The organism is Desulfobacter latus, assembly GCF_013389365.1.
Lineage (GTDB): Bacteria > Desulfobacterota > Desulfobacteria > Desulfobacterales > Desulfobacteraceae > Desulfobacter > Desulfobacter latus.
In genome coordinates this window covers 1-26,837 of the sequence record NZ_JACADJ010000057.1, presented here as the reverse complement: position 1 = coordinate 26,837, position 26,837 = coordinate 1, and the positions used below count along the sequence as shown (strand labels likewise).

28 protein-coding genes are annotated in these 26,837 nt (G+C 45.7%); all 28 read left to right on the top strand.

Annotation, left to right across the window (positions count from 1 at the left end):
* Positions 1-168 (top strand): zinc ribbon domain-containing protein (locus tag HXW94_RS20145; RefSeq protein WP_178367529.1); only part of this gene is annotated, 168 nt, incomplete at its 5' end.
* A gap of 242 nt (positions 169-410) precedes the next feature.
* The gene (locus tag HXW94_RS14030) at positions 411-983 is read left to right on the top strand and encodes a hypothetical protein (protein WP_178367528.1); all 573 of its coding nucleotides are present in this window, start codon (positions 411-413) and stop codon (positions 981-983) included.
* Positions 984-1,024: 41 nt separating this feature from the next.
* The gene (locus HXW94_RS14025) at positions 1,025-2,182 is read left to right on the top strand and encodes a hypothetical protein (protein WP_178367527.1); all 1,158 of its coding nucleotides are present in this window, start codon (positions 1,025-1,027) and stop codon (positions 2,180-2,182) included.
* The gene (locus HXW94_RS14020; RefSeq protein ID WP_178367526.1) at positions 2,183-3,958 is read left to right on the top strand and encodes an AAA family ATPase; all 1,776 of its coding nucleotides are present in this window, start codon (positions 2,183-2,185) and stop codon (positions 3,956-3,958) included.
* Positions 3,955-4,674: a CPBP family glutamic-type intramembrane protease gene (locus HXW94_RS14015; RefSeq protein ID WP_246294046.1), complete on the top strand. Its 720-nt coding sequence runs from the start codon at positions 3,955-3,957 to the stop codon at positions 4,672-4,674. Before HXW94_RS14020 ends, HXW94_RS14015 begins: the two co-directional genes overlap by 4 nt.
* A gap of 58 nt (positions 4,675-4,732) precedes the next feature.
* Positions 4,733-5,953 carry a TIGR03790 family protein gene (locus HXW94_RS14010; protein ID WP_178367525.1) on the top strand — a complete coding sequence of 407 codons (1,221 nt, stop codon included), beginning with the start codon at positions 4,733-4,735 and terminating at the stop codon, positions 5,951-5,953.
* A gap of 86 nt (positions 5,954-6,039) precedes the next feature.
* Positions 6,040-7,686 carry a GumC family protein gene (locus tag HXW94_RS14005; RefSeq protein WP_178367524.1) on the top strand — a complete coding sequence of 549 codons (1,647 nt, stop codon included), beginning with the start codon at positions 6,040-6,042 and terminating at the stop codon, positions 7,684-7,686.
* A gap of 17 nt (positions 7,687-7,703) precedes the next feature.
* Entirely contained in the window at positions 7,704-8,537 is an 834-nt protein-coding gene (locus HXW94_RS14000) for a polysaccharide biosynthesis tyrosine autokinase (RefSeq protein ID WP_178367523.1), read from the top strand.
* 23 nt (positions 8,538-8,560) lie between these two features.
* Positions 8,561-9,952 (top strand): TIGR03013 family XrtA/PEP-CTERM system glycosyltransferase, encoded by a 1,392-nt coding sequence (locus HXW94_RS13995; RefSeq protein ID WP_178367522.1) that lies wholly within the window; start codon positions 8,561-8,563, stop codon positions 9,950-9,952.
* Between the two features lie 228 nt (positions 9,953-10,180).
* On the top strand, positions 10,181-10,732 hold the full coding sequence (locus HXW94_RS13990; RefSeq protein ID WP_246294035.1) for a polysaccharide biosynthesis/export family protein: 552 nt from the start codon (positions 10,181-10,183) through the stop codon (positions 10,730-10,732).
* A 47-nt stretch (positions 10,733-10,779) separates the two neighbouring features.
* The gene (locus HXW94_RS13985; protein WP_246294034.1) at positions 10,780-12,192 is read left to right on the top strand and encodes an outer membrane beta-barrel protein; all 1,413 of its coding nucleotides are present in this window, start codon (positions 10,780-10,782) and stop codon (positions 12,190-12,192) included.
* A gap of 13 nt (positions 12,193-12,205) precedes the next feature.
* The gene (locus HXW94_RS13980) at positions 12,206-12,841 is read left to right on the top strand and encodes an exosortase C-terminal domain/associated protein EpsI (protein ID WP_178367519.1); all 636 of its coding nucleotides are present in this window, start codon (positions 12,206-12,208) and stop codon (positions 12,839-12,841) included.
* A 4-nt stretch (positions 12,842-12,845) separates the two neighbouring features.
* Positions 12,846-13,691 carry an exosortase gene (gene xrt, locus HXW94_RS13975; RefSeq protein WP_178367518.1) on the top strand — a complete coding sequence of 282 codons (846 nt, stop codon included), beginning with the start codon at positions 12,846-12,848 and terminating at the stop codon, positions 13,689-13,691.
* A complete protein-coding gene (locus HXW94_RS13970) occupies positions 13,657-14,583 on the top strand; it encodes an XrtA system polysaccharide deacetylase (RefSeq protein ID WP_178367517.1) in 927 nt (308 codons plus the stop codon). Before xrt ends, HXW94_RS13970 begins: the two co-directional genes overlap by 35 nt.
* A gap of 19 nt (positions 14,584-14,602) precedes the next feature.
* Positions 14,603-15,892: a nucleotide sugar dehydrogenase gene (locus HXW94_RS13965; protein ID WP_178367516.1), complete on the top strand. Its 1,290-nt coding sequence runs from the start codon at positions 14,603-14,605 to the stop codon at positions 15,890-15,892.
* 9 nt (positions 15,893-15,901) lie between these two features.
* Positions 15,902-16,999: a non-hydrolyzing UDP-N-acetylglucosamine 2-epimerase gene (wecB, locus tag HXW94_RS13960; protein WP_178367515.1), complete on the top strand. Its 1,098-nt coding sequence runs from the start codon at positions 15,902-15,904 to the stop codon at positions 16,997-16,999.
* An 18-nt stretch (positions 17,000-17,017) separates the two neighbouring features.
* Positions 17,018-18,178, top strand: a complete 1,161-nt coding sequence (locus HXW94_RS13955) for an RNA-binding domain-containing protein (RefSeq protein ID WP_178367514.1) — start codon at positions 17,018-17,020, stop codon at positions 18,176-18,178.
* A gap of 84 nt (positions 18,179-18,262) precedes the next feature.
* Positions 18,263-18,517 carry an AbrB/MazE/SpoVT family DNA-binding domain-containing protein gene (locus HXW94_RS19275; RefSeq protein WP_218576729.1) on the top strand — a complete coding sequence of 85 codons (255 nt, stop codon included), beginning with the start codon at positions 18,263-18,265 and terminating at the stop codon, positions 18,515-18,517.
* Complete coding sequence (locus HXW94_RS13945; protein WP_343054633.1) at positions 18,472-18,840, top strand: type II toxin-antitoxin system PemK/MazF family toxin; 369 nt, start codon at positions 18,472-18,474, stop codon at positions 18,838-18,840. The genes HXW94_RS19275 and HXW94_RS13945 overlap by 46 nt, the downstream gene beginning before the upstream one ends.
* 270 nt (positions 18,841-19,110) lie before the next feature.
* Positions 19,111-19,434, top strand: a complete 324-nt coding sequence (locus HXW94_RS13940; RefSeq protein WP_178367513.1) for an antitoxin Xre-like helix-turn-helix domain-containing protein — start codon at positions 19,111-19,113, stop codon at positions 19,432-19,434.
* Positions 19,435-19,486: 52 nt separating this feature from the next.
* Positions 19,487-19,756, top strand: a complete 270-nt coding sequence (locus HXW94_RS13935) for a hypothetical protein (protein WP_178367512.1) — start codon at positions 19,487-19,489, stop codon at positions 19,754-19,756.
* Between the two features lie 216 nt (positions 19,757-19,972).
* Complete coding sequence (gene iscB, locus HXW94_RS13930) at positions 19,973-21,265, top strand: RNA-guided endonuclease IscB (RefSeq protein WP_178367511.1); 1,293 nt, start codon at positions 19,973-19,975, stop codon at positions 21,263-21,265.
* A 396-nt stretch (positions 21,266-21,661) separates the two neighbouring features.
* Complete coding sequence (locus HXW94_RS13925; protein WP_178367510.1) at positions 21,662-22,498, top strand: GNAT family N-acetyltransferase; 837 nt, start codon at positions 21,662-21,664, stop codon at positions 22,496-22,498.
* A gap of 373 nt (positions 22,499-22,871) precedes the next feature.
* A complete protein-coding gene (gene vapB / locus HXW94_RS13920; protein ID WP_178367509.1) occupies positions 22,872-23,108 on the top strand; it encodes a type II toxin-antitoxin system VapB family antitoxin in 237 nt (78 codons plus the stop codon).
* Positions 23,105-23,512: a type II toxin-antitoxin system tRNA(fMet)-specific endonuclease VapC gene (vapC, locus tag HXW94_RS13915; RefSeq protein WP_281357846.1), complete on the top strand. Its 408-nt coding sequence runs from the start codon at positions 23,105-23,107 to the stop codon at positions 23,510-23,512. The genes vapB and vapC overlap by 4 nt, the downstream gene beginning before the upstream one ends.
* 68 nt (positions 23,513-23,580) lie before the next feature.
* Positions 23,581-24,879 carry a TIGR03087 family PEP-CTERM/XrtA system glycosyltransferase gene (locus HXW94_RS13910; RefSeq protein ID WP_178367508.1) on the top strand — a complete coding sequence of 433 codons (1,299 nt, stop codon included), beginning with the start codon at positions 23,581-23,583 and terminating at the stop codon, positions 24,877-24,879.
* 93 nt (positions 24,880-24,972) lie between these two features.
* Complete coding sequence (locus HXW94_RS13905) at positions 24,973-25,227, top strand: hypothetical protein (RefSeq protein ID WP_178367507.1); 255 nt, start codon at positions 24,973-24,975, stop codon at positions 25,225-25,227.
* A 291-nt stretch (positions 25,228-25,518) separates the two neighbouring features.
* Complete coding sequence (locus tag HXW94_RS13900; RefSeq protein WP_178367506.1) at positions 25,519-26,673, top strand: glycosyltransferase; 1,155 nt, start codon at positions 25,519-25,521, stop codon at positions 26,671-26,673.
* Positions 26,674-26,837: the final 164 nt, after the last annotated feature.

Sequence of the window (26,837 nt, the reverse complement as noted above, 5' to 3'; positions counted from 1 at the left end):
AGCCAACGATGTTCTGCATGTGGCGTGATTTGTAAATCGAATCGTCAAGGAGAGATTTACAAATGTGCTTGTGGTTTATTTTTAGATGCTGACATTAACGCTTCTCTTAATATTCTGCACTTGGGAGCCTATAGTCCTCAAGCCTCATATATAAAACAGGATAAATGATTACATTTATTGATGTTTTATATAACTATGCCTCTTTATTCTAACCGACCCTGCCGGCAAAAAGCTTTAAAAGTGATCATTAGATTAGCGCCCTTTGGGTGGGCTGTTAGGTGCTGGGGAATGGAAATTCCTATATGATTAAAACATCTTGCGATTTTTCGCTTTTGAAGGTACTCTCAAATCTGTTGTTTCCAGATTTGAAAAGTTCACATAACCTTATCAACAAGTGGACGGAGAAAATTATGAACCCTGAAAAAGAAACCGAAATATTCAAAAAAGGAATCTGGATAAAGGAGCAGCAAGGTGTTTTAACTGTGGGCTCTCTGGATAAAAACAATACGGATGTCATGGTTCTGTCGGATAAATTAAGCAGCAGGCTTCGTACATTTGAATCGGATATCATTGAGGCCATTTATGGTGAAAGCCGGGAAGCGTTCCAGCCCGGGGGACTTGATATTGAACATCTGTTCAGGCAGCTTAAAAAACGGTTTGAGAATGTCCGGCTGCAGATATCCTTTGACAAATCCGACGAGAAACCTTTTATATGTAATTTTGATTCGATTTTTTCTTTATTTGAAAAACTGATCCTAAGTTCCATATCAGGTAACTCAAAACCTGTCATTTATATAAATGCATCACTTGTCCAGGACCATCTGTGCATCATTTACCGGGACTCTGAATCGGTTTCAAAGCCCTCAGACCTCGGACCTGAATTTTTCCTGATAAAAAACCGGCTGGACTGCCGCGTGCAGTTTAACAAGGCAGATAAAAAAGGAACTTACTACGATATAACCATTCCTTCGGCCGACCGTTGATCCCGTCTGCTGCAGCAGGGCAGTTTATCTATCTTTAGATTATGAGACATTTTCCATTTAAAGTTGTTGTATTCTGCCTGGTCCTCACCCCGATTCTGTATATGATTACCCTTCCGGGCTGCCGTGACTATTTAGAAAAAAAATATATTTTAAAAATAGAAAACGGATTGATCGGAAATTCCCATGACCTTTTAAACGGATCAGTACATATCGAAGACCGGATCGCAAAAAATATCCAGGCCCTTATAAATCAGGACACGCTGATCCGTATAACCGACCTTGACCTGGAAATACAAGTGACGGAAGGCCGGGGTAAAATTATTTATCCCATTTACGTGGGAAGTGACGGATTTCAGGCGGATTCACTGGGCAATTACGATGCCCAGGCGGTTGCTGCTAAAAATTTTGAAATTCTTAATTCCGGACTCAAGGTTAATGCCGTTCTGCATCTGGATCATGGATCATTTTTGGCAAACTGTATCTTCGCCCTTTACTCCGGTATGTCAATTTTGATCTTTTTTGTATTTTATAGACAGGGCAGCAAAAGGGCTGAACAGGAAAGAGCGGCCCAAAACACCTTGATCCAGGATTTGAAAAAAAATAAGATGCACCATGAAAAGCTGAAGGAAGACCTGAAACAGGAACGGGCGGAACTATTTAAAAAGATAGAACAATTAGATAAGAAATACCAGTCGGAACAGAAAAAGGCAAAAATAAATGAAGATGAAATGTTTAACGAAATCATCGGCCTTGAAGAACAGCTCAACACATATATTGAATTAAAGAAGCGGCGGGACGTTGAGGTAAATGAACTCAAATCAAACCTTGAAAAGTATGAACAGAAGAAAAGCGGGAGAAAATCCAAGCGGAATGAGGTTGATTTTTTATCGAAACGATTCAAAACCCTGTACAAACATGTAGAAATGAACAAAAAAGCCTTAAACGGATTTATGAACCTGACCGAAGACCAGCAGATAAAGGCGGAAGAAACAATTCACCAGCTGGATCGGGACCCGGGATCGGTCATTGTGAAACGAAAGGTATTTTCAGGTAAAAAGCATAAAGTCACCTGTTTTGAAGTCTTGTTTGCATATAATGGCAGGCTTTATTTCATGAATCATCCCAACAGAACCCAGGTGGTGGTAATCGGAACCAAACAAACCCAGACCAAGGATATGGAATATCTCCATAATTTATAAATGTACAATGAATTCTATAATCTCAAGTCAGCCCCCTTTCAGATCAGCTGTGATCCCGCATTCATATGGTTCGGGGAAAAACATAGAGAAGCCCTTGCCACCCTTAAATACGGCATCCTGGACAACAAGGGGTTCCTGCTTTTAACCGGGGATGTGGGAACAGGTAAAACTTCCCTGATAAACGCATTAATCCAGAATCTGGGACAGGATGTCATCTGTACCTCTGTGTCGGATCCCAACCTGATTAAACTTGATTTTCTGAATTATATTGCCGCAGCCTTTGGCATGGACAGGGAATTTAGCTCCAAGGGTACGTTTCTTGTTCATTTTAAAAATTTTCTGCTCAACGCCGCTGAAAAAAATAAAAAGGTGCTGCTCATCATTGACGAAGCCCAGCTGCTCACCCAGGAAATGCTTGAAGAAATCCGCCTGCTGTCAAATATTGAAAAACCGGATGCAAAGCTGATAAATATTTTTTTCATCGGACAAAACGAATTTAATGAAATTCTGAACAGACCCCAGAACCGGGCGGTTCTCCAGCGGATGACCCTCAACTACAACATAGACCCCTTGACCCCGGAGGAGGTGGATGAATATATTCGCCACAGGCTTAAGGTTGCAGGCACACAGGAGCGGTTGTTTGACCGGGGTGCAGTCCAGGAGATTTTTCTATATTCAGGCGGCTTTCCAAGACGCATTAATATTTTATGCGATCATTCCCTGCTGTCCGGTTTTGTCAGAGGACAACGGGTCATTGACGCAGGCATTGTAAAGGAATGCGCAAAAGAATTAAAAATTCCGGCTCATGTCCGCAACCGTGACATCAATGAACCATTTGACCCCCATACCTGCCATGAAAATGAAAAGAATGCCCCGGATGACCAGGCTGCCCGGAATTTTGACCAACATACGCCTGTGGCGCAGCCTCCCGCCTCAGTTCCACACCCCCCCAAAAAACGATTCCCATGGGGCAACCTGTTAATCCTAATCTGCTTTGTTGTTTTTGCCTGGTACTTTATGTTCCCGGACCATTTTTTTTCCATGCGTTCCCGGATAGAACAGCCATTTGATAACATACAGGAAATAATAAAAGAACAAAAAACAGATGAAATTGTCCAGCCCGAAAATCAGCCCATTGTCCGGAATCCTGAACGCCCGGATACCCCCCCCCCGCCCAATTCAAGAACTGTAGTTGAAAAAAAAATCCAAGGCCAAGCTGAAAATCAGGAAGACCTCAAATTTGCCATTGTCCCCCCGGAAACAAACCTATCACCTGAATTAAATAATCCCTTACCCCCACGTCCAAAGACCGTAGTTGAAAAAAAAATCCAAGGCCGGGCTGAAAATCAGGAAGACCTCAAATTTATCACTGAGTCTCCGGAAACTGAGTCTCCGGAAACAGATGCATCACCTGAATTAAATACGCCCCTGCCCCCACTTCCAAAAGATAAAATTACAGTCCGGTTTAAGCATAACGCCAATGATATTAATGAAGAAGACCTTGAAAAGCTTGAAGCATTTTCAAAACCCCTGGTTGTTCACCAGGATTCAAAAGTTCTTATTACCGGATATACGGATAGTATGGGAAATAGCAAGTATAATTTACAATTATCCCAATTCAGGGCCAATATCGTGAAAAGCTTTCTTCTGGGGCTGGGATTAAAAAGTCATCAGATGCAAATCCAGGGCAGAGGCGGACAGAATCCCATTGAGAGCAATGATACGATATGGGGTCGAATGATGAATCGCAGGGTTGAAATCGAGGTCATTGAATGAATAGTTCCAACACTCATCTTTCCCGGAAAAAATGGAAAAATATGGATCTGCTGATTCCCTATGCAGCGCCGTATTTCGCTTATGTGGCGCTTTCTTCTGTTCTGCATAACAAGCTGCCCGAAGAAATCATATATATCATGAAGCTGGTAATTGTGCCCGGGCTTTTGATCTGGGCCTGGAAATGGTACGTTCCTTTAACCGGCCCTGAAAATAAATGGATCTCTTGTTTGTGGGGAATCGTTTTCGGGATCATTGGACTGGTGGTGTGGTGCGGTTTATATGCCCCGTTTACAACTGCCGGGGGCGGCGCGCCGTGGTCTGACCTTGGATTTACCCTGAGGCTTTTGACGGCGGGTTTTGTCGTTCCCGTTTTTGAAGAGCTGTTCATGCGCGGATTTGTCTTCCGGGTCGCCCTGCAATGGGATCTTCTGCGCAGGCAAAAAACGCCCAAAGCCTTTTCTGCAGCCCTGGATGAGGCCAGTATGTTCGATGTGGCACCGGGGCAGTGGACTGTTTACGCTGTTGTGATTTCAACTATTATTTTTGCTGCGGGCCATCTGGTTGCTGAATGGCCCGCAGCCATTGCCTACGGCGTACTCATGGCGCTTTTGTGGATATTGAGAAAAGATTTAATTTCCTGCATTGTTGCCCACGGGGTAACCAATATCGGATTGGCCCTTTATGTCTATCACTCCGGGCACTGGGCGTTGTGGTAAGCCTCATGGTCAAACCTTTAGGGGGCGATCAACACAGATTGAATAAACCGGGAGACTAATGCGTTTTTCTATTGGCATTTTTGCAATTTTATTTTCTTTATTACGCTTTTCCGCCATGCCGGCCTTGGCTTTGTCTCCGGATGAAGTGCTTGTTATTGCCAACCGTAATGCTGCTAGAAGTCCGGGCCTTGCCGCCTGGTACATGGCGAAACGGCAAATTCCCAAGAAAAATCTGCTGCTGGTATTTATCACAGACAAGGAAACCTGTTCACGTGACGCTTATTTAAAAAAAATCGTTCCCCGGGTCCGCCGTGCCCTGAAAAAAAATCGAAAGATCAACGCCATTGTCACCATGTATGGACTGCCGCTGAGGATTTCTTCGCCGGGAATGACAAATGAGGAACAGGCGCGAATGGACCGGTTAACAGCAAAAAAGGAAATGTTGAATACTCTGAAAGAAAAAAACGGGCAACTGACGGACGAACAAAAAAAGGCGCTGAGCCAGGTAAATAAAAAAATTAAAGAGCTCAAGGCTTCCACGGACAAAACAGCGTCCTTTGATTCTGAATTGATGCTTGTCAAAAAAGATCGTTACACGCTTAATTTCTGGCTGCCCAATCCTTTTTTCCTGCCATGGCGATCCCAAAAAACGGCCATTGGTAAATCCGATGTGATCATGGTCAGCCGTCTGGACGGGGCGGACCCAAGCATTGTTAAACGGATTGTAAATGACGGCATTGAAGCCGAAACAAAAGGCTTGTCCGGTACGGCCTACTTTGATGCCAGATGGAAAGATCCCGGTCAAAAAAACGTTGCCGGATATGGGCTTTATGATAAATCCATTCATAATGCGGCGAGCCGCCTGAAAAAAAAGGGAATGACGGTGATCCTGGATGACGAGCAGGATCTGTTTCAGCCGGGAGACTGCCCCAATACCGCCCTTTATTGCGGGTGGTACAGCCTGGCCAACTATGTAAATGCCTTTACCTGGGAAAAAGGAGCGGTTGGGTATCATATTGCAAGCTCTGAATGCGCGACCCTGAAACGTAAAAACAGTAATGTCTGGTGCAAAAAAATGCTGGATAACGGCATTGCCGCTACCGTCGGCCCTGTGGGAGAGCCTTATGTCCAGTCGTTCCCTATGCCGGAAATCTTTTTTGATTTTCTGGCCAGGGGAGAACTGACCCTGGTCGAATCCTATCTGGTCAGTCTGCCGTATCTGTCCTGGAAACAGGTGCTTGTGGGGGATCCTTTATACCGGGTCAAAATAAAGCATTGACAAAAAAACAGAACCTGGTAAGTATGAATTTCCCATTTTATGATAATTTACGATAAAAATTGTTTTAGTTTTACCCAGGAATGAATATGACGGATCCGTTCCAATCTCAGACACAAATAAAGCCCGACTATATTATTGATGTCCTTATCCGGGGACGCTGGTTTTTAATTATTCCTTTGTGCATTTCTCTGACATTGGGGCTTGGGATGACACTGACAGCTGAAAAATCCTACCAAGCCAGCACATCAATCCTTGTTCAACCCCAACGGGTTCCTACCAGCTACATAAGATCTGTTGTGTCATCCAGTATCGGCGAACGGATCAGCACCATCTCCCAACAGGTTCTGAGCCGTAGTAATCTTGAGCAGATCATTGATCAGTTCGGTTTGTATGAAGATAGTGTCGGCATGTACCAGGAAGATAAAATAGCCGGGTTGCGAAAACGGATAAAGGTCAAAATTGATCATGCCAGGCGAGGGGCAGAGGCCTTTTCCATTTCTTTTACCGGCAATGAGCCCCAGCGGGTCATGCGAATTGCCAATACCCTGGCGTCCTATTTTATGGATGAGAATCTCAAAGTCCGTGAGGCCCAGGCTATCGGCACCAGTGAGTTCCTTGACTCGGAGTTGGAGAAAACCCAAAAACGGCTTGAGGAAAAAGAGCAGAAACTGGCGGCGTTCAGGGCAAAGTATCTGGGGGGATTACCTGATGAACTGGAAACGAATTTACGCACATTGGACCGCATGCAAAAGCAGGTTACGGATAAATCACAGCTTTTGAGAGAAGTCAATAATTCCATCAATCAACTTGATTCCCAGATTTCATCCATGGCCTCTACAAACGATGGATTCGGCATGGGTGGTGATAATTTTCAAAGTTTTGACTTTGATGAATTCGAGGAAGAGGATGATTCCGAGCTCCAGGCCGCCCAAGAAAAATACGAAGCGCTTTTGCTTCGATATACTGAAAAGCATCCGGATGTTAAAAAATTAAAGCGGACGATAGATAAATTAAAGGAAAATCTTGAAGCTGAAAAGGAACTCGAAGCTGCACAGGACGCGGAGCAGCCCTCAGCCGAATTAGAGGAAGATATCCTGCCGGGTATGGGTTGGGATCCTGTGGCCCCTTTAAAGGCGCAACGCGCTCAACTTGTTGGTGAGGCAAATAATATTCAAGCCGAGATCTCGGCAATTCAGGAAAAAATGAAGATTTATCAGCAGCGCGTTGAAGATACGCCCAAACGGGAACTGGAACTTCAGTCTCTTAAACGGGACTATGGGAACATACAGGACATATACAACTCTCTTTTGGATAGAAAGTTAGAAGCCGAATTGTCGGTCAATATGGAGAAAAAACAAAAAGGGGAGCAGTTCCGGATTCTGGATTATGCCCGCCTGCCGGAAAGGCCGATCTCCCCCAATGTTAAAATGATGTTTTTGTTATCCGTCGCCGGGGGCCTCGGTCTGGGTGGCGGTGTCCTTTTTTTAAAAGAGTTGCTTAGCTTCTCTGTCATCCGGCGGGATGATCAAATTGAAACTGAGTTAGGACTGCCGATTTTGGCATCAATTCCCCCGTTGCAAAAAACGGGCGATAAAACAAAGCAGCGAATTGAATGGATCATGTTTATCTGTTGCTGCGGCTATAGTGCAGTCTTTCTGGTATTTTTTGCAATATTGAACCAGAAAGGTCTGGACAGAACAATCAATTTTATAAAAACGACACTCAATTTGTAATGCCGGGAATATAAATTTTGGGAAAAATATTTAGAGCACTGGAAAAAGCAGAAAATAAGGTAACACCGGAAAATCAATCTGTATCGGGTGATGATTCAGACGGCCATGCTTCCGGACACTCAGCGGCGATACCCCAACCCGGCGCCAGGCACGCAAATCCGGATCTTGTCACAGCCGAAAAGCCCTATTCGCATGCGTCAGAGCAGTTCCGGCTGTTAAAAAACAATATTTTATTTCCGGAAAAAGGGAATCCCCCCAAAACGATCATGGTGACCAGCGCCTCTCCCCATGAAGGCAAATCCTTTGTGGCTGCCAATCTTGCCGTCAGCATAGCCCAGAGTATTGACGAGTATGTGCTTCTCATGGACTGCGACCTGAGAGCCCCTACGATCCATACGTTTTTTGGCTATGAAGGTAATGACCAGGGCTTGAGCGATTACCTGACAAATTCGATCCCGTTGTCCTCGGTGCTTAAAAAAGCATCTGTAAATAAACTGACGATTTTGACCGCAGGGCAGATTCCGTCTAATCCGTCAGAACTGCTCTCTTCCGATCAGATGCGCCGCCTGCTCCAGGAGGTCAAATTGCGTTACAATGACAGATATATCATTATTGATACGCCGCCCCCTTATATGACATCAGAAACCAATGCCATTGCCCGGTTTGTGGATGGCATTATTCTGGTTATCCGCCAGGGAAAAACACGGACCAAGGAGGTTGCGGATATCCTGGATATTTACGGCCGTGAAAAGGTGTTGGGGGTTGTTACCAATTTCGCGAGAAAAAAAATTGGATATGGATATGGATATAATAAAAGCGGTCATGGGTACGGATATCATCAGGAACGATAAGTAAAACGGAGACTTCTTAAAACATGCTCAGCATTTTGCGCCAATATTTTCCGGTCAGAAACATGTTGTTTTTTTTTCTGGAAGGATGCGTGATCTTCAGCTGTTTTCTTTTATCAACTGTCCTTTTAACCGTTTCCAGTTCTTACTGGTTTGATTTGATGCTGGTTTTAAGAATACTTCTGATTACCATTATTCTACAGACCTGTTTATATTATAACGACCTTTATGATTTTGATGTTGCATCACAGATCCCGGAGATTATAATCCGTCTGCTCCAATCCTTAGGGGTTGCGTCCATTCTCCTGGCTGGTGTCTATTTTCTTTTCCCTCTGGTGGTTGTGGATCAAAAAATTTATATATTAAGCATCGTTTTTATAATTTTTTTCATCATTCTCTGGCGGGTCGGTTATCTTCATATTCTTAACAAAGGGATGTTTAACCAGCGTATTATCATTCTGGGTTCCAGTAAGCTGGCCAAGGATATTTATGAAAAGATCACGGGTACCATAGACTGCGGGTATACAGTATGTGTTGTGATTCCTGATGACCTTAACCCGGACGCAGAAAACCCCCCTGAAAATCTGGTAGCAGCGCAAAAGGATAAAACGCTTTCTGAAATTTCTAAAACATACGATATAAACAAAATTATTGTGGCGTTTAAGGAAAAAAGAGGTCGGTTTCCTACCCAGGAGCTTATTCAGTGCAGGACTGAAGGTATTGATGTGATTTCAGGCAGCTCTTTTTATGAAATGCTGACGGGAAAGGTTCTGGTTCGGGAGATAGAACCATCATGGTTGATTTTTTCCAAAGGGTTCCATAAGTCAAGGTTTAAAACAGGTATGAAGCGAATGCAGGATATCATTTTGGCTTCAATCCTTTTGACACTTCTTGCTCCTTTATTTATAGTGGTGGCCATTTTGATCAAAATAGATTCAAAAGGCCCGGTTCTTTTTGCCCAGGACCGGGTTGGCAGTGGCAAAAAAGAATATATGATGCATAAATTCCGTTCCATGGTGCAGGATGCTGAAAAATTAACCGGGCCGGTATGGGCCGGTGATAACGATAACCGCATCACACGGGTCGGCCGCGTCATAAGAAAATACAGGATTGATGAACTGCCCCAGTTATGGGAGGTCTTCATGGGAACCATGAGTCTTGTGGGGCCCCGTCCCGAACGCAAATATTTCACGGATCAGCTGGAAAAAGAAATTCCTTTTTACGCCGAGCGCTTTAATGTAAAGCCGGGGATCACGGGATGGGCTCAGATCTGTTATGATTACGGCGCAACCGTTGAAGATGCCGTGGAAAAGCTCAATTATGATCTTTTTTATATTAAAAATATGTCCTTTGCCCTGGATGTAGTCATTCTTTTAAAAACCGTTAAAACGGTTCTTTTCGGCAAAGGTGCAAGGTAAACAAGAAACAAGAAACAAGAGACAAGATACAAGAGGGCGAAGCGCCTGCGGCGCCCAATTTAAATAGCCCCGACAATAACTTATAGTTTCATGCTTGGTTGTGTTCGATAGGACATAGGGATTATATAAACCGAATACAAATTTTAAAAAGATATTAATCGATGTAATCGAAAGGGCGGAGCTATGTTTAAAATTAAGTCAATACCATGTTTTTTTTGTTTCTTTTTTATGTTATTTGCTGCGTATCTTTGTATAGCAGGGAATGTTGCGGCAGGCAGTGCCGGGGTATCCACCGATAGGGATTATAAAATTGGTGTCGGAGATGTCCTGCAGGTAACAACATGGAAGGAAGAAGATCTGACATTCGAAAAAGTGTTTGTCCGCAATGACGGTAAAATTACCATTCCTCTGCTGGATGATATCCAGGCCGAAGGCCGCACCACAATGCAATTAAAAAAAGCAATTGAGACCGGTCTGGCTGAATTTGTGGAGGCGCCGACTGTCACGGTCACCCTGGCAAACCCGGGAAGCCAGAAATATTATATACTTGGCGAAGTCGTGGGGGTGGGCGAATACCCTTTAATTAAAAAACTGACTGTTGTACAGGCGTTTGCGCTGGCCAAAGGATTTACTGAATGGGCCTCCAAGGATGAAATCATCCTGTTCCGCAAGGAAAACGGAAAGGAACAGATGATCAAAATTGATTATGACGATATTACGGACGGCGAGCTTGGAAATGATATCCAGCTCAAAGCCGACGATATCATCATAGTTCCCTGAACTTGCGATATTTTCAACACAGCAAAAGGTATCTCATGAAATTGTCCATGATAACGCCCCATGCATATTTTTTGGCTATTGCGACCTGTCTGCTGCTGCCGATCTCATTTGCCCAGGCCAGAATGGTTACCCAGATTGTACCGACCCTGACAATCACAGAGGAGTATCAGGACAACTATTTTCAAACAGGAAGCGACACGTTTGAAGAGTGGACCACATCCTATGAACTTGGATTTACCCTAGGATTTTTAAAAAAAAGAAGCAAGATTTATCTGGCATACAACCCAGAGTATACAGACTATAAAAATCAGAATGAAAGAAACAGTCTGGACCAGAATGCAAGCCTATCTGCGGCCTATCAGGTCACAAAACACACCTCTGCCAAGGCCGATATCAGCTATGACGGGCATGACGGGAACAATACCGGTGCGTCCTGGGAGCATTCTGCAAGCGCCTCTGTTGACAGTCAGTTGACAAAAACGGTTAAAACGTCCCTTGCCTATGACTTTTCCAACAGCTTTGATCAACAGCTCAGAACCGGTGATTACAAGGAACACCAAACGCATAACGCCAGTACCTCCATCCATAAGGCGTTTGGACCCCGGAACAGTATGGGGGCAAACTTTTCTTACGCAACGGATAACTATAAAAATTCAGACGCCGATGAATATGAAAGCTATGAACCCAGCGCTTTTTTGACTTACTGGTTTAGCCGGAGGGATGGGGTCGAAACCAATATAGAATATGAAAGCAAAGAATTTGACACAGATGCCGGTAATGATTACGAAACCGTTGCCGGAGATATTCGATACATCCGGAAATTTACCCGGCATTTTGATGGATATGTTAAATACCGCCATTATATGTCTGACAAGGAGGATGGGGATCATATCATTTATCATCCGTCCACGGGTATTGACTGGGATATAACAGAGGACGCCGGCATTTCAATCGGTGTCGGCATCCTTTTCCATGACTGGGATAATGACAAAGGGGATTCGACTGATCCGTTTTTGGATCTTAACGCCTACAAGGTGTTTAATCTCAGCCCCAAAGGATCGCTGACCATTACCGGCAGCAGTTCATATGACGCATCTGATGATGAGGCCGCAAGTCTGGGATACAACATTAGCTACCAGGCGGGATTTTCTTTGAGTTATCTATTGGCAAGGCGTTTGTCCTCCCAGCTGTTTGGGTCTTACGAGCTTCAGCAGTTCAAGGAGACCGTAGATCGCCGGGACGATACGTATGAAATCGGCGGCGGCCTGACATGGAATCCGTTGAAATGGCTCCAGGTAAGTGCCAATGCTACCCATACAAATTTTAAAACAGATGATGCCTCAAGAGAGGATTACAAAGACAATACCATTACCATTTTTGTTCGCTTTGTTCCGGAAAGGCCTATCCGGCCGGATAAGATGCCATCCAGAAAGAGCCTTGAAAAAGAACTTTTTGATTAATACGTGAAAAAAATTGTCACCCAAACATACTGCCATTATCGTAATCCTTTTTATTTCGGCCGCCGGTCTGACAACGCTGTTTTCACACTCAGAGCGTATCAAACCGAACCGGCCATTCAGTCAATTTCCCCTTGAGATTGGCCCCTGGCGGGGTGTAACCAGTCAAATGGACGAGCAAGTGTACAATATCCTGGGGGTTGAAGACTATATCATGGCGGACTTCAGTAAAGGCCCGGGCCAGGCAGTGAATCTTTATGTGGGGTTTTATCAGAGCCAGAGCAAAGGCGATCTGATCCACTCACCCAAAAACTGCATGCCCGGTGCAGGGTGGAATATCGTTCAAAGTTCCGCCATTCCCATTGACTTGCCCCACAGCGGCAAAACAATAAAAATAGCCCGACTTCTGCTGGCCAACGGCGGACAAAAACAGGTGGTCTATTACTGGTTCCAGTCCCGGGGCCGGATTATCAGTTCGGAATATATGCAAAAAATCTGGCTGGTGCTGGATTCAATCACGAAAAATCGGACGGACGGCGCCTTTGTCCGCCTGATCGCACCGGTCATAAAAAATGAGGCAACAGCCGAGATGCTTTTAACGCAATTTGCAGATGCGGTTTACCCTGCCCTCAATCAATTTATTCCCAATTAATTTTATGAAATTAAATCAGATAATTCAGATCTTTTTGATTGCCGCCGCATTTGCCTTGCTCTACTGGTCGACGTTAAAGGATCTTATAGGCGACTGGTTTAATGATCCCAATTTTTCCCATGGCTTTCTTATTCCCTTTGTTGCCGGCTATATGGTCTGGTATCGCCAGAATCATCTGCGTCGGATGCCACGTAACTCATCAATATCAGGTATTTTCATCATTATTTTGGGTATGATGGTCTATCTGGCGGGTAACCTTGGCGCAGAATTTTTTTTAATGCGGACATCCATGATCATCACGCTGGCCGGCATCATAGCATTCAGCGTTGGGACGGCCATACTCAAAGCGGTTGCTGTGCCGCTGTGCTATCTGATCATGATGATTCCCATTCCAGCCATTATCTGGAATAAAATCGCTTTCCCGCTACAGCTTTTTGCTGCCGGCATTTCCTCGGAAACCATCAGCATGGTCGGTATTCCGGTGTTCAGGACAGGCAATATCCTTCACCTGGCCAATACCTCCCTGGAAGTTGTGGATGCCTGCTCGGGTATCCGTTCGTTAACCTCCCTGCTGGCCCTGACCGGTGCGTTTGCATTTCTATCCCATGTCAGCGTGTGGAAAAAATGGGTGATATTTTTATCCGCCATTCCCATTGCCGTTGCCGTAAACGTTGTCCGGCTGACCATCACCGGCATGCTCGCGGCCTGGGTGGGCCCGGAAGCCGCCCATGGATTTCTTCATGATATGTCCGGCTTAATCATCTTTGGCATAGCCCTTGTTCTGGTTTATCTTTTATTCATTTTATTGAAAAAAATTGGCAAAAAAACCCGCAATACTTCTGACTATTGATGTAGAAGACTGGTTTCAGGTTGAAAATTTCAAGTCGTATATTGACTTTTCAACCTGGAATTGCTTTGGACTTCGGGTGGAAAAGAATACCTGCCTGATCCTGGATCTGCTGGATGCCTTTTCTTTTAAACCCAAAGCCACCTTTTTTATGCTTGGCTGGATCGCAGAAAAATTGCCCGGCCTGGTCAGACAAATCCGGGACCGCGGCCATGAAGTCGCGTCCCATGGCGCCAACCACCACCTGTGTACGGCTCTGGATCAAAATCAGCTGTTCCAGGATCTTTTGACCAGCAAAAAACAGCTTGAAGATATAACAGGCCATGCCGTTTACGGATATCGGGCCCCAAGCTTTGCCCTCAACGACCGGATTCTGGAGAGGATCAAGCAGGCCGGTTACCTGTACGATTCCAGTTATAACTCTTTTTCAGCCCATGGCAGATACGGCAGCATTGATCTGTCAAAAGCGGTAAAAAACGGCGGAAGCTACCAACTGGATACACATTTTTTTGAACTGCCGGTCAGCAACCTGCGCCTATGCAACAAAACCATCCCTTTGGGCGGCGGCGGATATTTCAGGTTGTACCCAACCTCTTTTTTTAAGCAGGGCATAAAAAATGTGCTGAAAAAAGACAACGCCTTTATTTTTTATGCCCATCCATGGGAATTTGATCCGGATCAGCCACGCGTTCACCAGGCGTCACGGGGATTCAAATTCAGGCACTATATCAATCTGGACAAGACAGAGGGCAAGTTAAAACAGATAATCAACAGTTTCTCTAACTGCGATTTTGTGACATGCCGGCGCTATCTTGAAGAGTATAGGAACTTCCAGTACCCAGCACCCAGCACCCAGCACCTAACAGCCCGCCCAAAGGGCGCTAAGTTCATGTAATGAAAGGATAAATATAGTATTGGAAAAAAATATTAAAATAGCCGTTGTTGGTCTGGGTTACGTTGGATTGCCCTTGGCCATACATTTTGGTACAAAATATCCAACCATTGGATTTGAGTTAAAGCAGTCCATTGTTGACAATAGTTTGGCTCACAAAGATCCCACCGGTGAAGTCTCAAAAGAAGAATTTGAAAACGCCGTATATTTCACCCCGACCACGGACCCGGAGCGCATGTCCGATGCCGATATCATTGTCGTGGCGGTCCCGACCCCCATCGACAATGCAAGACAACCTGATCTTTACCCGATTGAAAGTGCGTCTCGGACAGTGGGAAAAGTGATGAAGAAAGGCTGCATTGTCGTGTTTGAATCCACAGTATATCCCGGCGTCACCGAAGAGATCTGTGTGCCCATTCTGGAAAAAGAATCCGGCATGACCTGGAAGAAAGATTTCCATGTGGGGTATTCCCCCGAAAGAATCAATCCCGGGGATAAGGAACATACCCTGACAAAGATAGTTAAAGTGGTTGCCGGCGACGATAAAGAGACCCTTGAAAAAGTGGCGGCCCTGTATGAATCCATTGTTGAGGCCGGTGTACACCGGACACAGACGATTAAGGAGGCTGAAGCCGCCAAAGTCATTGAAAATACGCAACGAGACCTTAACATTGCATTGATGAATGAGTTGGCCCTGATATTCGACCGCTTGGGAATTGATACGAAAAATGTGCTGGAAGCAGCAGGCTCAAAATGGAACTTTCTCAATTTTTTCCCCGGCCTGGTTGGCGGGCACTGCATCGGGGTAGACCCCTATTACCTGACATATAAAGCCCAGAGTGAAGGATACCATCCGGAAGTCATCCTTGCAGGCAGAAGGATTAACGACAACATGGGTAAATTTGTGGTGGAAAAAACCATTAAAATGATGATCTCGGCATCCCAGCCCGTTAAAGGTGCCAGGGTCGGCGTCCTCGGACTTACCTTTAAGGAGGATTGTCCGGACTTAAGAAATACCCGTGTTGTGGACATCATCAATGAGTTGAAATCATACGAATGCCGGATTATGGTACACGACCCCATGGCCGATCCGGAAGAGGCAAAAGCGTACTACAATGTTGAGCTTAAACCATGGGAGGAACTGACGGATCTGGGTGCATTGATACTGGCGGTTCCCCATGATTGGTACAGGGAGAAGCCTCTAAATGCGTTTACCGGTAAATTGAATGCAATGGGTGGCTTGATAGATGTTAAAAGCATGTTGGATTTGAATCAGGTTAAACAGGCCGGCATCCCGTTCTGGCGGTTGTAAGGAGAACTGATGATAAAAATTATGCTCATTGCCGGGGCCCGGCCTAATTTCATGAAAATCGCCCCGATTGCCCGGGCCTTTGACAGCCGGGCAGACGATATTGCCTATAAAATTGTTCATACAGGCCAGCATTATGACACCAACATGAGCGACGTCTTTTTCGAGGAGCTGGGTATCCGCAAACCGGATTACCATTTAGGGGCCGGAGGCGGCTCTCATTCTCAGCAAACCGCAAAAATCATGGTTGAATTTGAGGCCGTATGCGAACAGGACAGACCCGATCTTGTCATGGTCGTGGGCGATGTCAACTCCACGCTGGCCTGCTCCGTTGTGGCCAAAAAGATGCACATAAACGTCGCCCATGTGGAGGCCGGTCTCCGCAGCTTTGACCTTAACATGCCCGAAGAGATCAACCGCATGGTTACAGATGCGGTTTCAGATCTCTTTTTTGTCACGGAAGAACAGGGCATGGCCAATCTGAAAAAAGAAGGAAAGCCGGAAGCCTGCATTCATTTTGTCGGCCATGTTATGATCGATAATCTGTTTTACCAGCTCTCTCAACTGGAAAAGATGAATTCAGCCGACCTGAAGTACAATGACTATAAATCCGGTCACAGCGAGTACGGCGTCGTAACTTTACACCGTCCTTCCAACGTGGATGACAAGACAACCCTGATACGGATTTTCAACACCCTTGACCAGATCTCTAAACGGTTGCCTTTAATTTTTCCCATCCATCCAAGAACGCAAAAAAACATGGAAGCCTTTGGCATCACCCCCCCTGATACCATAACGCTGACACCGCCACTGTCATACATGGCCTTTTTAAATCTGTGGAAAGATGCAAAACTGGCCCTGACGGATTCCGGTGGGCTTCAGGAAGAAACCACGGCCCTCGGGATTCCCTGTCTGACCATCCGGGAAAACACCGAACGTCCCATCACCATTACCCAGGGAACAAACGAGCTTGTCGGCGCATCAGAAAAGAAAATTTTTGATGCCTTTGAAAAGATCATGGCAGGCAACTGGCGAACCGGGCAAAAACCCGATCTCTGGGACGGCAGAGCAGCAGAGCGGATTACGGATATCCTTCTGGCTCATTCATGATAAAAGGTCTTTAGCTAAATGAGTCATGCGACAGCCAACAAAGTCAAAGCGCTGATTGATCAAGGTGAGAATCAGTTCATAGAATTTAAAGAGCAAAAAGTTCACCCGGATTCCATTGCCAAAGAAATGGCGGCTTTTGCCAATACACAAGGTGGAACGATTCTAATCGGGGTCAGTGACCAGTCCGGCATCTGTGGTGTGGATGATTCAAAAAACTGGGAAGAATGGGTAGCCAATATATCCAGGCATAATATTATTCCTGCAATACAGGCCGATTGTTTTATTATTGAGATCGACGGCAAAAAAATCGTTACTGTCGATATTCCCAAAGGAAACGATAAACCTTACCAGACCAACAAAAATTTATATTATATCCGGATCGGGTCTACCAGCCGGGTGGCCTCCCAGGCTGAATTAATGCGTATGTTTCAGCACGCGGGGATGTTTCACTATGACTTGACCGGGGTTGAAAAGACCTCTTTAAAACACTTAAACATGGCGGCGATTTCGTCCTATTTTCAAAGGTATGATATTGATATTGATGATGAACAGGATGTGACGTCATTATTAATCAATACCGACGTGCTGACAGACAAAAAGAATGTGACAGTTGCAGGACTTCTGCTTTTTGGTACGCATCCCCAGAAATTTTTAAAGAATTCAAGTATCAGTTATGCGCATTTTGCCGGAACAGAATTGAGTGACGAATTAATTGACCGCCAGGTCATTGAAGGTACTATCGCTTTCCAGATTGATACAGCTCTGTCTGTCATTAAACACAACATCATGGAAGCTTCGAAAATAGAAAAAACAAAGCGGGTTGTTAAATCAAAGCGATATCCGGATAAAGTATTCCGGGAACTTCTGGTAAATGCCTGTGTCCATCGCAATTATGCAATCCATGGCTCCAGAATCAGAATTTTACAGTTTGATGACCGGATTGAATTTATCAGTCCCGGCCGCCTGCCCAATACGGTTACCATTGAAAAATTGAAAAACGGGGTAAGTTATGCAGTTAACCCGGTACTTGTAAAATTCATGGAAAATTTAAGATATATCGATAAACTTGGCAGGGGAATCCCCATGGTTTGCCATGAAGCCAGACGGCTCGGGTTTGAACCGGTTTTCCAGGAAGCCGGCGAAGAGTTTCAGGCCATTCTTCCACTGCAAAACGGATAACACTATTGCCTTCATAACAAATTGACAGCCGCAATCAAAATAACTATAATGTAATTACATTAATTAAGTAATATGGGGGTAGTTATGCCAACTTTGATACGAATAGGAAATTCTCAAGGCGTGAGAATTCCAAAAGCAATTATAGCGCAAGCAAATCTTCATGATGCTGAACTTGAATTCAAAGTAACTGATGAAGGACTCTTAATCCACCCTGTTAAGAAGGCAAGACATGGCTGGAAAGAAAAATTTGATAAAGTGCTTAAATCCAATGAATTACAGCAATCAGATAAAGAGTGGTTGGATGCTCCACTGGTAGAAGATGGGGATTGGGAGTGGTAAAAATAAGCATCAGTAGATTTGACATCTGGTTGGTACAGCTTGATCCCACAAAAGGCTCCGAGATCCAAAAAACCAGGCCTTGTGTTGTTATATCGCCCAATGAGATGTCTGCTTTAAAGACATCCATTGTTGCACCAATGACGTCTAAAGGCTTCACTTTTCCAACCAGGATTCAGTGTACATTTAAAGAAAAGGACGGATTTATTCTTCTTGACCAATTGAGAGCTGTAGATAAATCCCGGCTAATTCAAAAACTTGGAGTTATTCCCGAAAATGTTCAAGTCGAGATTATTAAGTGCTTGCAAGAACTTTTTGCTTATTAAATGGGTCACCTAAGCAGGTGGTTACTATGATGATCTTCTGCTGCCCTATAAACTGGATCTTACGGTATTCCCAAAAATTCAAAACCAGGATCTTATTGATCACATTAACCGGGTCGGTATTCTTTTTTATACCAAAGTTATCTAAATCTACCCTCGCACAAAGACACAATGCCACAAAGAATAAGAAACTTTGTGCCTTAGTGTCTTTGTGCGATCATTTATTACTTTCCGAAATTTATCATCGGGTCGAATTCGAATAAAGGAATCCGCATGACATCACAACATGTAACCGAAGCGGAACCAACCCTTAACCAATTGATTCAATCAATAGAGGACGGTTTGCCGATATCAGCGTTCAAAAAACTGCAAGACAGTTTAGACCTGCCGGATAAAGACCTTGCAAAATATGTCAGAATTCCAAAAAGCACTTTAGCCCTTAGAAAAAAAAGAGGAAAATTTTCATTTGAAGAATCAGAAAGACTTCTTCGGCTGCAGCGACTATTCGAAAAGGCCCTTGACGTTTTTAAGAGTGCCGAACTGGCAAAAAAATGGCTGAAGGAAGATGTACGGATTAGGGGATATTCCGCCCCTTGAATATGCTGCAACAGAGATTGGGGGAAGAGAATAAGGCACAGGGGAGAATAACATGGCAGAAATTGTATTAAAAACAAGCCAACCGGAAAAAGTCCGTCAAATTTTGTCTGAGACGCTGGAAACGGAAATTTCCCGCATAGAGCACACTATTTCTTATACAAAAAAAAAATTATTAAAATTTGAACAGAAATATAAAATATCTTCTAAAGAGTTTATGGAATCTTGGACAGCAGAAGACCTTGAAGGAAAAGATATGGAATATGTAGAATGGTCAGGAGAGTATAATTTGTGGAAAAATCTGAGTCAACTACCCCTCGGCTAAAGACCGAGGGGCTTGAAAAAGCCCCAAAGTTGACCAGTCTAAGTGCTTCGAGCACTACGTTAGATCGGAAACAGGTACCCTGGGGTGCTCGCCAGCTCCAGGTTCTACGGTAAGTGGTTAAACAGGTTTAAGGGGTTAAGCCGGTGCTGCTTGCGCCAAACCCGGTCATAACATTGACGAGGCAAACATTACCTTGGAAACAAGAGGATTTTTAAATTGAACGTATTTGTTCTGGATACAAACAAAAAACCGCAGAATCCGGTACATCCGGCAAAAGCAAGACTGCTTTTAACAGAAGGGAAAGCCGCAGTTTTCAGACAGTTCCCCTTCACGATCATTTTGAAAGAGAACGTCTTGGACGTGGCATCAAACCCATTGCGGATCAAGATTGATCCGGGCAGTAGAGAGACCGGAATTGCCGTGATTAACGACGATTCCGGAGAGATTGTTTTTGCCATGGAACTGAGACATCGAGGCCAACAGATCAAAAATAATCTGGAATCAAGACGAGCCATCAGAAGATCCCGGAGAAACCGGAAAACGCGATACCGGAAGCCGCGCTTTGATAACCGGACCAGGGCGGAAGGATGGCTGCCGCCTTCATTAAAAAGCCGGGTTCACAATATCGAAACCTGGGTCAACCGGTTGTGCCGGTTTTGCAATATTCAGGCAATTTCAATGGAGTTGGTTCGGTTTGACATGCAGAAGATACAGAATCCCGAAATATCAGGTGTCGCGTATCAGCAGGGGGAACTCATGGGCTATGAGGTGCGGGAATACCTTCTGGAGAAGTGGGACAGAACGTGTGCCTACTGCGGAAAAACAGATATCCCATTGGAGATTGAACATATCGTGCCGAAATCGAAAGGCGGTTCCAACAGAGTCAGCAATCTGACACTGGCCTGTACGGCGTGCAACAGGAAGAAGGGGAACAAGCCCCTAGAACAGTTCCTTTCAAGGAAACCGCGACTGTTGAAACGAATTCAAAAGCAGTCCAAAGTGCCGCTCAAGGATGCGGGCGCCGTCAACACGACCCGATGGGACTTGTTCCGTACCTTGAAAAAAACCGGACTGCCGGTTGAAACCGGCTCCGGCGGTCTGACAAAATTCAACCGGACGACCAGGGGACTTCACAAAACGCATTGGCTCGATGCCGCCTGTGTCGGGGAAAGCACACCTGAAAAGATGTTTCAGATCGACAAAACCGTGTTGATTGTAAAGGCAGACGGTCATGGCTCAAGGCAGATGTGCAGGCTAAACAAGTTCGGATTCCCCCGGACAACAGCAAAGTCAACTGAAAAACAAGTCAAAGGATTCCAGACGGGCGACATCGTCAAGGCGGTTGTCACTTCCGGCAAAAAGGTTGGAACGTACACCGGACGTGTCGCTGTCAGAAAAAGCGGTTCGTTTAACATTAAAACAGTGGACAAAACAGTACAGGGCATTAGCTGGAAATATTGCAGGCTGCTTCACGCATCTGACGGTTATTCCTACAATACGACCTGCTAAGGTCGGGTGCCTGGGCTACTAAATTATTATTAAGGAGGGCGGCATTCCTCCCCTGAGCTAAAGACTCAGGGGTTTCCTTGCCGCATTTTATGAATAATCCAGGCAGAGTACGAAATCCGGATAGTATCCGTTGGGCAGTGTAATACCAAACTTTAGCCCCGATGAAGGCATTTGTATAGAAGCGATAACCATAGCAGAAAATGTAATTAAATCTGTGTACAGCTTATTAGGCTTTAAGCCCGAAAATGAACAGCCCTTCAGAATTTAAATAATTGTCTTCTCACAAAGACACAATGCCACAAAGAAACTAACATCTTTATGCCTTAGTGTCTTTGTGCGATAATAAAGCAGACATTGTAGAATTCAGGAACACAGTTTATCCGAAGACATGAAAAAATGTCCCCCGAATCAATAGATCAATACGTGCTACAGCATCCCCAGGGGCTTTCGTATCACCTGTCTGCCTGGAGAAGTGCAGTGACGGCGGCATACGGATTCAAGGGCGTCTGCCTGACCGCCGGAACCCGCGGCTGCATCCGCGGAATCCTTCCCCTGGTACACATCCATCCGCCTCTGATGCCCGGCACCCTGGTTTCCGTGCCCTACTGCGATGCCGCCGGTCCCCTGGCCGACACTCCGGAGATCGAACAGGACCTCATATTCCAGGCCCTGGATCTTGCCCACACCCTGAATATCCCCTCAGTGTCCATCCGCTCGGCCCGCCCCATGGCCGGTCTTGACCCGGAAAAAACCGTTAACCCCGGCAAAGTCCGCATGCTACTGCCCCTGCCGGACAGCGCAGACACCCTGATGAAAGGCCTCAAAGCCAAGGTCCGCAGCCAGGCGAAAAAACCGTTCCGGGACGGCCTGACCGTTCAGATCGGCGGGCGAAAGCTCCTGGATGCGTTCTATCCCCTGTTTGCCGAAAATATGCGGGATCTTGGCTCCCCCGTGCATGCCAGAGAATGGATCCGCCAGATACTCTTACAGTTCAAAAACAGAGCGGTCCTGTTCATTGTACGCATGCCCGACCGCACCCCGGCTGCCGGCGGAATCCTGCTGTGTCACCCCCACATGGTGTCCGTGCCCTGGGCATCCTCCCTGCGCCGGTACAACCGCTGGAACCCCAACATGATGCTGTACTGGGCATTTTTAAAATTTGCAGCAGACCATCATTTTCCCATGTTTGATTTCGGCCGGTCCACCCCGGGGGGAAGGCACCTACAGTTTTAAAAAACAATGGGGGGCGGAACCCTCCCCCCTGCACTGGGCGGATTTTAAACCCGCACCCGTTTACACCAATCACCCGTTGCAGCCCATAGCCCAGCATAGCAGATCGGCGATATCTGGAAAAAGGGAAAAAGCGGAAAGCCTGATCATGAAAATGCCGGTATCCGTCTCCAAAGTCTTCGGTACCATAACCAGAAAATATATTTCCTTGTAAACTTGTTTAACCCGCCCTTTTACCGAAACCGACAACCCAACAACAAAAAATTAAGTATCGTGTCCCCGAAATTATGGGATATCCATTTGACATATCCCAATAAAGTTGTTAGTTTCGTGATAGAAGAAAAGGGATCAGGTAAAAAACAGGGGGGGGATAAATATGACGTGCGTAAAAACAAAACTTTTTAAAAGCAACCGCAGCCAGGCAGTACGTCTGCCAAAAGATATTGCGTTCCCTGAGGACGTGAAAGACGTTGAAATTACAAAAATTGGCAATAAGAGGGTTATCGTACCGGCAAATCAATCCTGGGATGACTGGTTTGAAGGACCCGGCGTTTCCAAAGACTTTATGAATGAAAGACATCAGCCTGAAGACCAGGTCAGAGATATTTTATGATGCTGAAATTCATGCTGGATACCAATATTATCATTTATATTATGAAAAACCGGCCCAAACAGGTCAAGGACCGCTTTAAATTACACAACGGACAAATGTGTATTTCAAGTGTTACTTTGGGAGAACTTGTTTTTGGAGCAGAGCATTCACAACAGACAGATAGAAATCTTTCAGACATTGAGGAGATGACGGCAAGAATTGACGTTCTGCCTTTTGAAGACAACGCTGCATATCACTTCGGCAGGATAAGATCTGACCTGTACCGTATGGGCAGGCCCATTGGTCCATACGATATGATGATTGCCGGGCATGCCAGGGCATCTGCAATGATTCTGGTAACCAACAATATTAAAGAATTTGAAAGAGTACCAGGCCTGCAAGTGGAAAATTGGGTCCATCACTGATCTCCAAATCGCAAAGACATATATCGTATCCCCAAAATTATAAACGGGGTCTGACCCCAATTGACGCTATGAAAATCCTGTACCTGGCCCACCGCATCCCGTATCCGCCCAACAAGGGCGACAAAATCAGGACGTTCAATGAGATCAAGCACCTGTCAGCCGGCAATGAGATCCACCTGCTGGCCCTGGCGGATAACCCGGATGACATCAAATTTCAGGCTGACTTGCGCCCCTACTGTGAACAGGTCCGCATCTTTGCTCTCAACACAACACTGGCCAGGCTCAAAAGCCTGACTGCCCTGGCTGGCTCCGGGCCGCTGTCAGCCGCCTATTTTTATGTACCCAAGCTGCAGAAAACCCTTGATCAGTGGCTGGAAACCCATGAGTATGATGCCATTATCTGTTTTTCATCCCCCATGGCGGAATACCTGTTTCATGCACCGGCGCTCAACACCAGGTTCTCTCCCGGTATGTCACAAAACCCGCCCACCCGGCCTGTTTTGATCATGGATTTCTGCGACCTGGATTCTCAAAAATGGCACCAGTATACCAAACAGAGCCGGTTGGCACTGCGCATGATTTACAAAACCGAAAGCCGCCGCCTGCTGGCATATGAAAAACAGATCAACCAGGCGTTTGACCATTCCGTGTTTGTCTCACAAATAGAAGTGGACTTGTTCAAGCAGCTGTACCCGGATGCCGCAAACCTGACCGCCATCCAAAACGGCGTTGACACAGCATATTTTTCACCCGCTGCTGCGTTTCCTCCGGTTTCCCTCAGGGATACAGAAAACCAGAAGGTGTTGGTCTTCACCGGTGCCATGGATTATTACGCCAATGTGGACGGGGTAACCTGGTTCTGTCAGGAAATTTTCCCTTCCGTCAAAGAAACATTCCCTGATGCCCTGTTTTACATTGTGGGCAGCAACCCGGCCTCCGGGGTCCGGGAACTGGCTCGTATCCCGGGGGTCAGGATCACCGGGTTTGTGGATGATATCCGCCCCTATTACCACGGCGCAGATCTCTGTGTCATCCCCCTGCGCATCGCCGCCGGTGTCCAGAACAAGATTCTGGAAGCCATGGCCATGGCCCGACCCGTGGTCACCACCGCCAATGCATTCAAAGGCATTGCCGGAAAACCCGGCACCCATGCCCTGGTGGAAGACACCCCCTCCGGTTTTGCCCATGCCGTCATCCGCCTGCTGGAGGATGACACACACCGCCTTGCCTTAGCCCGGACCGCCCATGCATTTATCCTGGACACCTTCAACTGGAAGACCAATATGGCACAACTGGAAAACCTGGTCTGCACTCACCAGCAAGCCCCCCCCCCGTCACCCAGCCAGACGACAGGCAGCCTGCAGTAACCGGAAGAACCATTCATGATTGACTTTCAGAGCCAATATACTTAAAATATATATAAATCTTATCCTTATCATTGATAAAATAAAGGTGGCTGTATGGAAGCTATCAGAGAAATTGTTGATTTGGAAAAACTGAGCAGGATTATTAATATACCTGAAAATTTTAAATATACCAAAGTTGAAATTTTTGTTTTTCCAATAGAAGATAAAAAACAAGATATAAAGAAAAAATTTGACCCGGAATCATTTTACGGTATCAGCCATATCAATGATCCTGAAAAAGATATTCGTCAAATGCGCGGTCAGCTACCCAAGCCTAAAAGGCTTAGGCTTGTAAAAGCCCCACGCTGACCAGCCTAAGTGCTTAGCGCACTACGTTAGATCGGAAATAGGTACCAGAGGGTACTTGCCAGCCCCCTGCTCTACGGTAAGTGGTTAAACAGGTCTAAGGGGTTAAACCAGTGCTGCTTACGTTAAACCCGATCATAACATTGGCGAGGCAAACATTACTCAGCCCCGGCATATGGCTGACGCTTAAATATAATATGCCTTTTATTAACATTAAAGTAAGGCCGTGCTTGCTAAAGCAAAACTCATATCCCAAACCTAAAGGATTGGGTTTCACGGCCTAAAGGCTATAGTATGATAAAAGGAAAAACCATTCTATGCTTTGCCAGTGGATATGAGGCCCCGCCCACCAGCAAACACCATGTCATGCATATCCTGGCGGAACACAACCGCATCCTGTGGATCAACTACCATGCATCCCGGGCCCCCACAGCCAGCTCGTCCGACCTGCTCTATATGGGTAAAAAGCTGATAGAGATCATCAAGGGACTGAAAAATCCCCGTAAAAATCTCTTTGTGCTGACGCCGCTGGTCATTCCCCTGCCCAGTTCCAGCCTGGCCCGCAAACTCAACCGGTTTCTTCTGATCACCCAGATCCGCCTTGCCCTGAAAAAACTCCGGAAAGGCCCGGTCCAGGTGTGGTCCTTTACCCCGGACATCGCCTATGCCCTGGGGCAGTTCAACGAGGAGAAAGTGGTCTACTACTGCGTGGACGACCATGCTGCGTTTACAGGATACGACACAGAGCAGGTGCTAAAGGATGAAGAAGACCTCTGCCGGAAATCAGATCTTGTCATCACCACGGCCATGGTGCTCCAGGAAAAGAAACAGGGCTGGAACCCCAACACGGTCCTGGTGACCCACGGGGTGGATTTTCATCATTTCAACCGGGCGGTCACAGAGGACCTGCCCTGCCCCAAAGAACTGGAAGGTATCCCCCATCCCCGCCTGGGGTTTTTCGGCCTGATCCGGGACTGGGTGGATGTGGACCTGCTCTGGAAGGTCGCCCAAAAAAGACCGGACTGGCATTTTGTGCTGATCGGCGATGCCGATTCCAGTATTGATCTTGGGAAATACAAAAATAGAGAGAATATGTATTTTCTGGGCCGGAAGAACTACGAAGACCTGCCGGCATTTTGCCGGCACCTGGATATGGGACTGATTCCTTTTAAAGTCAATGAACTGACCCATGCGGTTAACCCGATTAAACTAAGGGAATATTTATCCGCCGGCCTGCCGGTGATCTCGACGCCCATGCCTGAGGTTTTAAGATATAAACATCTGACCCATATTGTTAAAAATGATCTGGAGTTTGAGCAAGCCGTAGAGAAACACCTTAACAATTCAGAACAAGACAGGGAAAAGATTTCTACGGAGATGGAAAAAGAGACCTGGGCTCACAAGATTATCCTGATTGATAAATTTTTGTACGGGGCTGAACACCGATAAATTACGGGGATCAGATAAGGTTCTTTACACTAAAAAATTCGGCATCCTTCATTTTCCGTTTGACACTTCGTAAAATCAAAATGTGTTTTTGAGATGCTGAAAATTATTTTTTAAAAAAAATACTGTGAACAGCACGTTCCTTTAGTGTACTTTAGAATTGAACA